Genomic DNA, 11,986 nt, shown 5'->3' with positions numbered 1-11,986 from the left:
CCGAATCGGTGGTATCAACCTGCCGATCGTCTGGAAAATCGGGACTTGACAGCGACGACGAACGTCCTAATTGGGCATCTGCGACGAGCCGATATCGCGCACGGAACCCGTGGTGGCCTGGTTCAACTCGGCGTAGCACGTGATGTTGGTGAATCCGATGCGCCAGTTCGTGCTGTCGGGCCAGCGCCACGAAGGTGCCACATCGCGACGGTCCGCGCCGACGAACTCGTGCACTTTCGTGCCACATGCGCTGCGTGCTTTGTCGTTGAATTCCCGTTCGGTCGGCACGGCCTTGCCCGCCTTGCCCGTGTCGACGACGCCGACGGCCTCGGCCAGGTGCGGCTCACTGCAAGGAACGGTCTCGGGAAGCTCGGCCGAAGGCCGGGTGGTGGAGCAGACCCGGTAGCCGTCGAAGTTCTCGGCCAGCGCGTTGCGGATCGATCCGGTGCGCTCGACGGGCTTGCCCGCGCCGTCGAGCTGCGCGACACCGCAGCGGTACCAGCGGTGGCCGGCGTTCCAGTCCTCGGCGTCGGCCCACACCAGCCATGCCCCGAGCGTGGAGGCGTCGTAGGAGGAGCTGCCGAGGTATTCGGCGGCAGCGGCGCGGCACTGCGGGAAGACGGTGCGGAAGACGGTCGAGGCGTCGGGTGGGGTGCCTTCCAGTGTGGAGCCCAGGTCGCCGCCGAAGGTGCCCTGCTTGGTGACCTCCACGGTGTGCTCGTCGGAGCATTCGACGGGACCCGGGTTGTCACCGTCGAGGCATTCGCCGACCTCCGCGACGATCGTGCGCTGGGCGTTGTCGCTGCCCCCGCCGGCGTCGCCGTCGGTAGCGGGAACGTCGCCGGGCGTGCCTGCCGATGTCTCGACGGTGCGCATGCGATCGGGTTCGGCCAGTCCGATCGTCGCGTCGGCGCATCCGGCCAGCACGAGGGCGGCGGCCACCGCCGACGTGGCCAGCGCGATTCGCCCAGATCTCGACATCGCGCTCACTCTATCGAGTGAGGTCAGGCGGTCGGTAGGCGTGGGTGTGACGGCTTGTCAGCGTCGTCGCGGGCGTGATCGTCGACGGGCTGACGAATCGTCCATCGTGGACGGCGAAGATCGAGGTCTGATCGTCGTCGCGCTGCCCGATTCGTCCACTTGGGACGTCTTTCGGGTCGAGTTTCGGCGCGGTGACAGGTAGAACCGCAGGTCGCAGGCGGTGCGACGGCGGGTCTGGACATATGGAAACCCCGCGGTGCTGCCAGGTCGGGGGTCCGCCAGCACCGCGGGGTCATGGGGCATATCGCCACCGATACCGGCGGCGTTACACCTGAAACCTATTGTAATTCAGGTCACACTCGCGGCTTGGGTTTTTGGTAACCGTGTGTCTGAGCGAGGGTGATGAGCTCGTCGCGCATCGTCGTCGTGGTGGCGGTGTCGATCGCCTTGCTGACGGCGCGGCGGGTGCGGGTGTGGGCTCGACGGGCGCGGAGGCGTGCGGCGAGGTTCGACATCTGCGGTGTGGCATCTCCTTCGAGAGCTACTCGGTTGTGGTGCCGGTCGTGTTGGGCCGGCCGTACGTCGGGATCGGATGTGGGCCGCTCGGTGCCGGCTGCCCGCTCGCGTCCTGTCGGCCGCGAGCCCCCATGGCGACTGCCGGCGCTGGCTGATCGGTGGGTCGTCGACACCGGTGTGCCGGCGGAGCGTGAACGGATTGACCGATCACCCCTCGACTTCGATCCCTACATGTCTTATTATCCGCAACCTTCGCCGGCTTCGCCAGTGATCATCCGGTGAGCTGGCTTACTTCCCGAATGATCGTCGGCAGCGTTACGTATTCCGCGTGGTCCATCCGGGTGACATCGAAAGCTAGGTTCGTCTTCGGATATCTAGCGTAATCGCTATATAAACCTAGAAACAGGTATCGACGCCTATGGATCGGCTCGAGGTGGGGCTGCCACACCGGTTCCCGGTGGAGAACGCCGAGGGAAGGGCGTGACGGTCAGTCGGCGCGCGTGAGGAGGTAGTTGCCGAAATGCGGCACGGTGAAGGCGATGTGGCCGCGTTCGGCCGAGTAGACCAGGCCCTTCTTCATCAGACTGTCGCGCGCCGGTGACAACGACGAGGGCTTGCGGCCAAGGTAGACGGCGATGTCGGAGGTGACGGCGCTTTCGTCCTTGCCCTGCGTGAGCTCGGCCATCGCCCGTAGGTACTCGCGTTCGGCGGGAGTGGCTCGTTCGTAGCGGGAGCCGAAGAAACCGACGGCGAGCTCGGCCTCGGCCTCGGGAGCGGCGACGCGCACGTCCTCCTCGGTGATCGGATTCGTCGGCGCGGCGTCCCACGCGGCCTTGCCGTAGGCCTGGATGAAGTACGGATAGCCACCGGATGCCGTGTGCAGCGCGTCCAGCGCGTGCGGTGCGATCTCGGCGTCCTCGCGTTCGATCGGTGCGAGGACGGCGCGGTCGGCGTCCTCCCTGCTCAGGCGATCGATCCGGGTGTAGCGGAAGAGGCGTTCGGAGTACGACTTCGACGCGGACAACACCGCGGGCACGTGCGGCAGTCCCGCCCCCACCACGACGAGCGGTGCCCCGGACTGCGAGAGCTCGTGGCACGCCGCGCACAGGGCGGAGACGTCCTCGGGACCCAGGTCCTGGATCTCGTCGATCAGCAGGGCGACCCCGGAGCCGACGTCGGTGGCCAGCTCGGCGACCTCGGTGAACAGCTCGACGAGGTCGATCTCGATGTCCCCGGAGTCGGCCCTGCCCTGCGCCGGTGGCACGTCGATGCCCGGCTGCCAGCGATCGCGCATCTTCGCGTCCGGCTTGTTCGCCTTTAGTGCGAACGCCTTCAGGACGGCGAGTACCTCGTCGACGCGGTCGGGGGCGCGGTGACGGACGGCCAGATCGCGGACCGCGCGGTGCAGCGCGGCAGACAGGGGCCTGCGGAGTTCGGCGTCGGGACGCGCTTCGACCTTGCCCGCACCCCAGCGGCGGCGGATCGCCATGGACCGCAGCTCGCCGAGCAGCACGGTCTTGCCGACACCGCGCAGTCCGGTGAGCATCAGGCTGCGCTCGGGCCTCCCGCGTGCCACGCGCTCCAGTACCACGTCGAACGCGTCCAGCTCGCGTTCACGCCCGGCCAGTTCGGGTGGGCGTTGACCTGCTCCGGGGGCGAACGGGTTCCGCACGGGGTCCATCGCTACGACACTATTGGGTTGTCTAGCTCCAGTCCGATATTCCGCGAGAAATCCCTACCCGCGTGTTGCGGACGTGCCGGTGGGTGACGGGGGCCCTGGCCTCCGGCACGGCCCGATCACGCGGGTGAAGGTCACCAGCCGAACGCGACCGACAGACAGATCAGCGCGAAGGACGCCAGGAACGCCCACGAGCGGAATCCCTGGAAGAACTCCCACCGCCGGCGCATGTCTCGCCAGCGCTGCTGTTCCACGGTGCCGGCGTCGGTCCGCGCGGTACGGACGTTGATGCCGACATTGACGATCACCGTGGTGACGAGCCCGAGTCCCCAGGCGCCCACCGCGAGCCATGGGACGAGTCTTGCCTCGCTGCTCGCCCACGCGATGACGGCGACCAGCGACACCGGCATGGCCACCGGCATGAACCGGCCGAACGTGCGCACGAGGCCCTGCTCGACGGCGACGTGGTGTTCGAGCGGCAGCCGTCGGATCACCGGGTGGACGAACGCATAGGAGCCGAACTCGGCGCACGCCGTGAACCCGGGCACAAGCAGGGCGAGAAAGGTCAATACGCCGGGGAGGTCCATGAACGGCTCCGTACGTCGTGAGCACTGCGAATCCGGTGTCCCTGGCGCGAATCGCGGCCGCGCCCGTCGTCTCCCGGCCGTCGTCACGGGGTTGTCCTCACGGGGCGCGGGGAACCGGACGGCCGGATATCGGTGCTGACGCTACCCGCGAGGCCGTTTCGGGGCGCGTCGCTGCGGCCACGGCACGAGGTCCGACGGGTACGGCGAACGAGGCACACATGTTCAGCGCACCCGCCATGCTCAGGACACCCTCCCTTCACTCTGTCGTGTCACCGTCGGAGCCCGTGACCACGACAGTGAAAACAGCCCTCGCGCTGGGCGCGGCGGCACTCATGGCGGCATTCGGTGCGGCTCCCGCCACGGCGCAATCGCACGACACGGCATCGGCCGGCACGGCGCCGACCGGCAACGCCCACGGAACCGCGCCCCCGGAAACCGCGCCCCCGAAAGCTGTGCCCCCGGAAACTGCGCCCCACGGCAATCCCCACTTCGACATCCAGGCCCACCGCGGCGGTATCGGCATGACCGTCGAGGGCACGCTCAAGGCGTTCGACCGCGCACTCGAACTCGGCGTCACGACGCTCGAACTCGACGTCCAGATCACGCGCGACGGCCGCGAGGTGATCACCCACGACCGGCAGATCAACCCGGACAAGTGCCTCGACACCGCGCCGGTCACGCCGGGAGATCCGCAGTTCCCCTACGCGGGCAAGTACGTCAAGGACCTGACCTTCGAGCAGGTGCGCACGCTCGACTGCGGATCGCAGCAGGACCCGAGCCACCCCGACCAGGAGCTCTCCCCCGGCGAACCGATGCCCACGCTCGCCGAGCTGTTCGCGCTGGTCCGCGAGCATCGGGCGTTCGGGGTGAAGTTCAACATCGAGACGAAGGTCGAGGCCGCAGCGCCGCACGAAACGGCGCCACGGCAGCAGTTCGTCGAACGCGTGGCCTCGGAGGTCGAGCGCAGCGGTCTCGCACGGAACGTCAGCATCCAGAGCTTCGACTGGGGCGCGTTGATGGCCATGAAGGAGCGGATGCCGAGGCTGCCGCTCGTCGCACTGACCGAACCGGGCTTCCTCGAGGTCGGTGAGCCGGGCGCGTCGCCGTGGCTCGGTGGCCTGGACATCGACGACTTCGAGGGCAGCCCGGTGCGCGCGGCGGAGTCGTTCGGGGCGAGTGCGCTGTCGCCGGTCCACGGCAACCCGCAGGACGGTGCCGTCGGCGACCCGGACTACGTTCCGTTCACGACGGCCGAGCTGGTCGACGAGGCACACGCCGCGGGGCTCGACGTGATCCCGTGGACGATCAACGACAAGCCGACCATGCGCAAGCTCATCGACGACGGCGTGGACGGCATCATCAGTGACTACCCGAACCGGCTGCGTGAGGTGGCCGAGGAGTACGGCTTCAAGCTCCCGAAGCGGTATCGCTGACGGGGTGATCGTCGGGCCGGCGGGTGGGAGCCTCAAACGTTCCCTCCGCTTCTTCGTAGCGCTCTCTACCACTTTCTAGCGATACAACTAGAAAGTGGTAGAGAGCGTGAGACGGCTATGGCTGGGTAGGTTTGAGGCGGAGATCTTCTGAAGATCCCTTGAGCAGAGATCCGTTTGGACAGCGGTTCGTTTGGGTGGAGAGATTCCCAGCCGACTCGCCGATACGAGATCTCGCCGACCACAACTCCCAGCTCGACCGGAGGAGCACCGATGATCCTGCGCCGCGTGGCCCGACCCCTGCTCGCCGCCGTCTTCATCACGGGTGGCCTGAACGCCATCCGCAACGCGGAGGGGCATGCCCAGGCGGCGGAGCCGTTCCTCAGCGAGAACGTCCTGCCGGCGGCCGAGGCCCTGCCTGTCGAAACGGACCCGGTGGCGGTCGTGAAGTTCGACGGCGCCGTGAAGGTCGCGGCGGGCTCGATGCTCGCGCTCGGCCGGTTCCGTCGCCTGTCGTCGCTGGCACTGCTGACCAGCATCACGGCGACGACCGTGGCGGGACACCCGTTCTGGGAGAAGCGCGACCAGGGTGAGCGCGCCCAGGAGCAGGTCCAGTTCCTGAAGAACGCGGGGCTTGCCGGTGGTCTGCTGCTGGCGATGGCCGACACCGAGGGCGAGCCGTCCGTCGGCTGGCGCGCCAAGCGCGCCGCTCGCAAGGCGCGCAAGCAGGTGGAGGACACGACCGCGAAGGCGACCGGCGCAGTCGAGTCCGTCCTGCCGAACTGACCCACTGGACTCGTTGAGCGCCCCCAAGGGCACCTCGGGGGCGCTCAACGAGTCAATTGTTCCCTTCGCTGTTCCCTTCGCGATCGACTTGCTCGCCGACGGCAGGCAGGCTCATCGACGAGACGAACGGGGTGCCCAACCCAGTCGCTCGCCGTTGTCCCGATGGGCGGATTCTGCGTGGCAGAGGTCGATCAGGGGAAGCTTCGAGGCGTCGCACTTCGAGGCATCGAACACGGCCACGCGTAAGCGTGCCCTTGAGGGGCGGTGGCTGGGCCGGCGGGCGGGAGCCCCGAAGGTGCCCTCGGGGCACACCACGCGGCGGTTACTTCTCGAGGATCGCCGTGATGCCCTGACCGCCGGCGGCGCAGATCGAGATCAGGCCGCGGCCCGAGCCCTTCTCCGCCAGCAGCTTGGCGAGGGTGCCGACGATGCGGCCGCCGGTTGCCGCGAACGGGTGGCCCGCGGCGAGCGACGACCCGTTGACGTTCAACTTCGCGCGGTCGATCGCGCCGACCGGCTCGTCGCGGCCGAGCTTCTCCTTGGCGAACGTCGGGTCCTCCCACGCCTTCAGCGTGGCCAGCACCTGCGACGCGAACGCCTCGTGGATCTCGTAGAAGTCGAAGTCGCCGAGCGTCAGGCCCGCGCGGTCGAGCATCCTCGGCACCGCGTAGGCCGGCGCCATGAGCAGGCCCTCGTCGCCGTGCACGTAGTCGACGGCCGCGGTCTGCGAGAACGTGAGGTACGCCAGTACCGGCAGCTTGTGCGCCTTGGCCCACTCCTCAGTGGCCAGCAGCACCGCGGAGGCGCCGTCGGACAGCGGCGTCGAGTTGCCCGCCGTCATCGTGCCCTCGGGGCCACCGAAAACGGGCTTGAGCTTGCCGAGCTTCTCGGCCGTCGAGTCGCCGCGCAGGTTCTGGTCGCGCGTCTGGCCGAGGAACGGCGTGAGCAGGTCGTCGAAGAAGCCCGCGTCGTAGGCGGCCGCGAGCCGCTGGTGACTGGTGGCGGCGAGTTCGTCCTGGTCGGCGCGCTGGATGTCCCACGAGTTCGCCGTCAGCGACGCGTGCTCGCCCATCGAGAGGCCGGTGCGCGGTTCGGCGTTCTGCGGGATCTCCGGGACGATGTGGCCGGGCCGCAGCTTGCCGAGCAGCTTGAGCCGCTGCGCCATCGTCTTGGCCGAGTTGAGCTTGACCAGCACGCGGCGCAGGTCGTCGTTGACGGCGAGCGGCGCGTCGCTCGTGGTGTCCACACCGCCCGCGATCGCCGAGTCGATCTGGCCGAGCGCGATCTTGTTGGCGGTGCCCACGATGGCCTGCAGGCCGGTGCCGCACGCCATCTGCACGTCGGCGGCGGGCGTGGTCGGTGCGAGCCTGCTGCCGAGCACGACCTCGCGGGCCAGGTTGAAGTCGCGCGAGTGCTTGAGCACCGCGCCCGCGGCGACCTCGCCCAGCTCTTCGTCCTGCAGCGCGTAGCGGCTCACCAGGCCGTCGACGGCGGCGGTGAGCATGTCCTGGTTGGAGGCGTTCGCGTACGGGCCGTTGGATCGTGCGAACGGAATGCGGTTCGCACCGACGATCGCGACCCTGCGCGCGGTCGGCGCCTTCGGCTTGCTCGACCGGGCCTTGCCGCCGCTCGGCTTCTCCGCTGAGGTCATGACTTCCTCCTGCTGGCTGGTACTCGGGCTTCCCCGGTGCTGTGGGCGCTGGGCGGCCTGCGCACTGGTTCAGTGTCGGATTGCGCTCGCGGCCCTGCGACTCCCAGTGTAACTTACTGGCGAGTAGGTTAGGGTGTGAGGCAACAGGCACCTCAGACGAAGGCGGTGACGCAGCGATGGCGGACAAGTACCAAGAGTTCACCACGAGCGCGGTGGGCAAGTTCCTGGTTCCGAAGCTCGGCCTGCCCAACCCGCCGAAGCTGCGGCGCTACCGCCCCGGTGAGCCGCCGCTGGCGGGCCCGGCGCTGATCGGCGCCGCTGCGGGCGGACGGCTCGAGAAGACGCTCACCAAGCAGATCGGCGCCGCTGGCATCGACGTGCTCACCGAGCAGGCGGGCGACGACACCCGGTACGGCGCGCTCGTCTTCGACGCCACCGGCATCAAGGACCCCGAGCAGCTGCGTGAGCTGTACGCCTTCTACCAGCCGGTGATCCGCAAGGTCGCCACGTCGGCACGTGTCGTCGTGCTCGGCACGCCGCCGGAGTCGACCGGCGGTGGCGAACGCATCGCCCAGCGCGCGCTCGAAGGTTTCACCCGTTCGGTCGGCAAGGAACTCAAGCGCGGTGCGACCGCCCAGCTCGTCTACGTGGCCGAGGGCGCGGAGGAGGCCACCGAGTCGACGATCCGATTCCTGCTGTCGGCCAAGTCGGCGTTCGTCGCGGGACAGGTCATCCGCGTCGGCACCGGCGGCGTGACGACCGCGGCCGCCCCGGAGAACTGGGACGCTCCCCTCGCGGGCAAGACCGCCCTGGTCACGGGCGCATCCCGCGGTATCGGCGCGGCGATCGCCGAGACGCTCGCCCGCGACGGCGCCCACGTCGTGGTGCTCGACATCCCGGCGCAGGGCGCCGACCTCTCGCAGGTCGCCAACAAGATCGGCGGCTCCGCGCTGCAGCTCGACATCACCTCCGCCGAGGCGCCGGCCAAGCTCGCGGCGCACCTCACCGAGCGCCACGGCGGCGTCGACATCGTCGTCCACAACGCGGGCATCACGCGCGACAAGACCCTCGGCAACCTCACCGACAAGGCGTGGGACTCGGTGCTGAGCGTCAACCTCGTCTCGCAGCTCGCCGTCAACGACAAGCTCATCGCCGACAAGGTGCTGAACACCGGCGGCCGCATCATCGGCGTCTCCTCGATGGCCGGCATCGCTGGCAACGTCGGCCAGACCAACTACGCCGCCAGCAAGGCCGGCGTCATCGGCATGGTCGACGACACCGCGCCGCGGCTGGCCGACTACGGCGCCACGATCAACGCCGTCGCGCCCGGCTTCATCGAGACGCAGATGACGGCCGCAGTACCGATCATGATCCGCGAGTTCGGCCGCAGGCTGTCGGCGCTGTCGCAGGGCGGGCTGCCGGTCGACGTCGCCGAGACCATCGCCTGGTACGCGAACCCGGCGTCGGCCGCGGTCAACGGCAACGTCGTGCGCGTGTGCGGCCAGGCGTTCCTGGGGGCGTGACATGACGGTCAAGGAGCTCGACAGCGCCCCGAACGTGGCGGCGCTGTACCCGAAGGTCGTGCTCGGCGGGCTGCGCAAGAACGGCGGTGACACGCTGCCGGACCTGGAGTTCGTGCGCACCGGCGTGGTCGCCGATCCCGACGAGCTCGCCGCCTACAACCAGGTGTGCGGATTCCGGCTCGCCGACGAGCTGCCGATCACCTACCCGCACATCCAGGCGTTCGGCATGCAGATGGCGCTCATGGCCGAGCCGTCGTTCCCGTTCCCCCTGCTGGGGATGGTGCACGTCGCCAACCGCATCACCCAGTACCGGCCGGTCCGGCTCGACGAGGCGGTGACGCTGCGCGTGCGCGTGGCCGACCTGCGCCCGCACGAGAAGGGCAAACAGTTCGACGTCATCAGCGAGGCGCTGGCCGGCGACGAACTCGTGTGGTCGGACGTGAGCACGTACTTGCGGCGAGGTGGCGGTTCCGGCTCGAGCGGAGGTGGCCAGCAGCTCGCGGCCCCGACGCCGGGCGCGATCTGGCGCGTGCCCGGCGACATCGGACGCCGCTACGCCGAGGTGTCCGGCGACCGCAACCCCATCCACCTGCACCCGCTGACGGCGAAGGCGTTCGGCTTCCCCTCGGCGATCGCCCACGGCATGTGGACGAAGGCGCGCGCGCTCGCCGCATTCGAGGGCAGGCTGCCGGACGCCTACTCGGTCGACGTCAGGTTCAAGCTGCCGGTGCTGCTGCCCGCGAAGGTGGCGTTCACGGCGTGGCGCACCGACGACGGGCACGCCTTCGAGGCGTGGAACGCGCGCAAGCCGAAGCCGCACCTGTCGGGCACGATCACGCACCTGTAGTTCGGTAGGCGCGAGTTCCGTATGCGTGAGTCCCACAGCCCGTAGTCCCACGGCACCGCAGCACCACGGCCCGTAGTCCGGTAGCACCGCGGGGCCGTGGTGCTGCGACGTCGGGACGGGCGCCCGTGGCGATCTCCCGGGATCGGTGCGGTTCACGACGAGCCGCACCGGTCGCGAGGTCGGCGTCGGATGCCGGTTCAGCCCGCAGCTGTTTCAATCCGTAGCTGTTTCAATCCGCGGCGGCGTGGAAACGGCGGCGGTACTGCGAGGGCGAGATCTTGAACCGGGCCGAGAAGTTCTGACGCATCGTCACAGCGCTGCCGAAGCCGCAGTCCACCGCGATCCGGTCGACCGGCAGGTCGCTCGTCTCCAGTAGCCGGCGGGCTTCGTCCAGTCGGCGTGCGCGAACCCAGGCGGCAGGGGTCGCACCCGTCGCCGAGCGGAACGCCCGCACGAACGTCCGCGTGCTCATGTGGGCGGTGGCGGCCAGCCGTTCGACCGGCAACGGTTCCGCCAGCCGCTGTTCGGCCCACTCCATCGCACGGGAGATCGCGTCGCCGGCCGACCGTGGAGGCATGGGGCGTTCGATGTACTGGGCCTGTCCGCCCTCCCGGTGCGGTGCGATGACCAGGCTGCGGGCGACCTTGTTGGCGGCGGTCGCGCCGAGACGTGACCGGACCAGGTGCAGGCACGCGTCCAGCCCGGACGCGGTGCCGGCCGACGTGAGGACGTCCCCGTGGTCGATGTACAGCACGGAGTCGTCGAGGTCGAGGCCGGGATGGCGCTGCGCCAGCAGATCGAAGCCCTGCCAGTGCGTGACGGCAGGACGTTCGCCGAGCAGGCCGGCGTCGACGACGGGGATCGCGCCGAGGCAGAGCCCGACGATCGTGGCGCCCGACTCGTGCGCGCTGGTCAGCGTCGCGCGTACGGCGGCGGTGGCGGGGCGGCCGTCCAGGAACCAGGACGGCATCACGACGACGTCGGCCTCCCGGGCGTCCGCGAGCCCGGCGACGTCTCCGATGCGGTAACCCTCGGCGGTGCGGATCGTGCCCGGCGTGTCGCCGAACAGGAACGTCTCCCAGTGCGCCAAGCCTTGCCGGGTCACCTCGTCGAAGACCATCTGCGGGACCGAGAGGTGGAACATCGTGACGCCGTCGAACGCGTGGATCCCGACTAGCATCCCAGCACCTCCGGTTGGCGTGAACTCATCGTATATCGGCGTTCACGCCACTCGCCGGTACGCAGGAACCTCGGCAGGATCGACTACGAAGCGTCACCAGTGGCGCGGCGACACCACTCCGAGACCCATGCCAGTCCAAGGAGGACTTCGTGACCACACCTCGACGCGCGCTCGTCGTCATCGACGTCCAGCAGGTCTATTTCGACGGCCCGTTGGAGATCCAGTACCCGCCGCACGCGGAGTCCCTGTCCCGCATCACCCGTGCGATCGACGCCGCCAACGCAGGCGGGATCCCCGTCGTCGCGGTGCAGCACACCATGGGCGAGGACGCGCCCCTGTTCAACCCGACCCAGCCCGACTTCCAACTGCACCCGGAGGTCGCCGCTCGCCGAACCGACGACTGGAAGCAGTTCGTCAAGCAGAACAGTTCGATCTACGCAGGAACGGACCTCGGCGACTGGCTTCGTAGTCAGGGCGTCGACACGGTCACCCTGGTCGGCTACATGACGAACAACTGTGTGCTGGCCTCCGCGGTCGAGGCCGAGTACCTGGGATTCGCCACCGAGGTGCTCTCGGACGCGACCGGTGCGGTCAACCTCGCCAACGACGCCGGTGCCGCGGATGCCAAGACGGTGCACACGACCCTGATGACGTTGCTCAACTCCAACTGGGCCGCGGTCGCTTCGACGGATGACTGGACCGGGGCCCTCGAGGCGCAGCAACCCCTGCCGAAGGGCGACATCGGCAGCTCGGCCGTCCAGGGCGCGATGCAGGCCACCACGGTCTGACCCGACACGCGTCACCGGC

The 11,986-nt window shown here is 69.1% G+C and carries 11 protein-coding genes; 5 read left to right on the top strand and 6 right to left on the bottom strand.

Going from position 1 to position 11,986, the window contains the following annotated elements; translation table 11 throughout:
• Positions 1-66 precede the first annotated feature (66 nt).
• The 4 genes from LY40_RS07170 to LY40_RS07155 form a co-directional block, all read right to left on the bottom strand.
• The gene (locus LY40_RS07170) at positions 67-981 is read right to left on the bottom strand and encodes a septum formation family protein (protein WP_258936323.1); all 915 of its coding nucleotides are present in this window, start codon (positions 979-981) and stop codon (positions 67-69) included.
• A gap of 353 nt (positions 982-1,334) precedes the next feature.
• Entirely contained in the window at positions 1,335-1,496 is a 162-nt protein-coding gene (locus LY40_RS07165) for a hypothetical protein (protein WP_183781239.1), read from the bottom strand.
• A gap of 488 nt (positions 1,497-1,984) precedes the next feature.
• Positions 1,985-3,178 (bottom strand): ATP-binding protein, encoded by a 1,194-nt coding sequence (locus tag LY40_RS07160; RefSeq protein ID WP_183781242.1) that lies wholly within the window; start codon positions 3,176-3,178, stop codon positions 1,985-1,987.
• Between the two features lie 131 nt (positions 3,179-3,309).
• Positions 3,310-3,762, bottom strand: coding sequence for an anthrone oxygenase family protein (locus LY40_RS07155; RefSeq protein ID WP_221212675.1), 453 nt, complete (start codon positions 3,760-3,762; stop codon positions 3,310-3,312).
• Positions 3,763-4,046: 284 nt separating this feature from the next.
• Between LY40_RS07155 and LY40_RS07150 the strand changes: the two genes are divergently transcribed.
• On the top strand, positions 4,047-5,195 hold the full coding sequence (locus LY40_RS07150; protein WP_258936322.1) for a glycerophosphodiester phosphodiesterase family protein: 1,149 nt from the start codon (positions 4,047-4,049) through the stop codon (positions 5,193-5,195).
• 270 nt (positions 5,196-5,465) lie between these two features.
• Positions 5,466-5,978: a DoxX family protein gene (locus LY40_RS07145; RefSeq protein WP_258936321.1), complete on the top strand. Its 513-nt coding sequence runs from the start codon at positions 5,466-5,468 to the stop codon at positions 5,976-5,978.
• A gap of 322 nt (positions 5,979-6,300) precedes the next feature.
• Here the strand turns inward: LY40_RS07145 and LY40_RS07140 are convergent, their stop codons facing one another.
• The gene (locus LY40_RS07140) at positions 6,301-7,629 is read right to left on the bottom strand and encodes an acetyl-CoA C-acetyltransferase (protein WP_183781248.1); all 1,329 of its coding nucleotides are present in this window, start codon (positions 7,627-7,629) and stop codon (positions 6,301-6,303) included.
• Positions 7,630-7,805: 176 nt separating this feature from the next.
• Here LY40_RS07140 and LY40_RS07135 point away from each other — a divergent pair, with 176 nt between their 5' ends.
• Together LY40_RS07135 and LY40_RS07130 are read left to right on the top strand one after the other, a co-directional pair.
• A complete protein-coding gene (locus LY40_RS07135; RefSeq protein WP_258936320.1) occupies positions 7,806-9,152 on the top strand; it encodes a 3-oxoacyl-ACP reductase in 1,347 nt (448 codons plus the stop codon).
• Position 9,153: 1 nt separating this feature from the next.
• Positions 9,154-9,999 (top strand): MaoC family dehydratase, encoded by an 846-nt coding sequence (locus LY40_RS07130; RefSeq protein ID WP_183781256.1) that lies wholly within the window; start codon positions 9,154-9,156, stop codon positions 9,997-9,999.
• A 229-nt stretch (positions 10,000-10,228) separates the two neighbouring features.
• On the opposite strand, the gene LY40_RS07125 is transcribed toward LY40_RS07130, so the two are convergent.
• The gene (locus tag LY40_RS07125; RefSeq protein ID WP_258936319.1) at positions 10,229-11,179 is read right to left on the bottom strand and encodes a GlxA family transcriptional regulator; all 951 of its coding nucleotides are present in this window, start codon (positions 11,177-11,179) and stop codon (positions 10,229-10,231) included.
• Positions 11,180-11,328: 149 nt separating this feature from the next.
• Between LY40_RS07125 and LY40_RS07120 the strand changes: the two genes are divergently transcribed.
• Positions 11,329-11,967, top strand: coding sequence for an isochorismatase family protein (locus LY40_RS07120; RefSeq protein ID WP_258936318.1), 639 nt, complete (start codon positions 11,329-11,331; stop codon positions 11,965-11,967).
• Positions 11,968-11,986: the final 19 nt, after the last annotated feature.

This window comes from Prauserella salsuginis (assembly GCF_024648885.1).
GTDB lineage: Bacteria > Actinomycetota > Actinomycetes > Mycobacteriales > Pseudonocardiaceae > Prauserella > Prauserella salsuginis.
This window is presented reverse-complemented; position numbering and strand designations above follow the sequence as displayed.

Bases quoted from the DNA above. Each gene is read 5' to 3' on its own strand.
- LY40_RS07170 (WP_258936323.1), bottom strand. From the start codon at position 981: ATGTCGAGATCTGGGCGAATCGCGCTGGCCACGTCGGCGGTGGCCGCC.
- LY40_RS07165 (WP_183781239.1), bottom strand. From the start codon at position 1,496: ATGTCGAACCTCGCCGCACGCCTCCGCGCCCGTCGAGCCCACACCCGC.
- LY40_RS07160 (WP_183781242.1), bottom strand. From the start codon at position 3,178: ATGGACCCCGTGCGGAACCCGTTCGCCCCCGGAGCAGGTCAACGCCCA.
- LY40_RS07155 (WP_221212675.1), bottom strand. From the start codon at position 3,762: ATGGACCTCCCCGGCGTATTGACCTTTCTCGCCCTGCTTGTGCCCGGG.
- LY40_RS07145 (WP_258936321.1), top strand. From the start codon at position 5,466: ATGATCCTGCGCCGCGTGGCCCGACCCCTGCTCGCCGCCGTCTTCATC.
- LY40_RS07140 (WP_183781248.1), bottom strand. From the start codon at position 7,629: ATGACCTCAGCGGAGAAGCCGAGCGGCGGCAAGGCCCGGTCGAGCAAG.
- LY40_RS07135 (WP_258936320.1), top strand. From the start codon at position 7,806: ATGGCGGACAAGTACCAAGAGTTCACCACGAGCGCGGTGGGCAAGTTC.
- LY40_RS07130 (WP_183781256.1), top strand. From the start codon at position 9,154: ATGACGGTCAAGGAGCTCGACAGCGCCCCGAACGTGGCGGCGCTGTAC.
- LY40_RS07125 (WP_258936319.1), bottom strand. From the start codon at position 11,179: ATGCTAGTCGGGATCCACGCGTTCGACGGCGTCACGATGTTCCACCTC.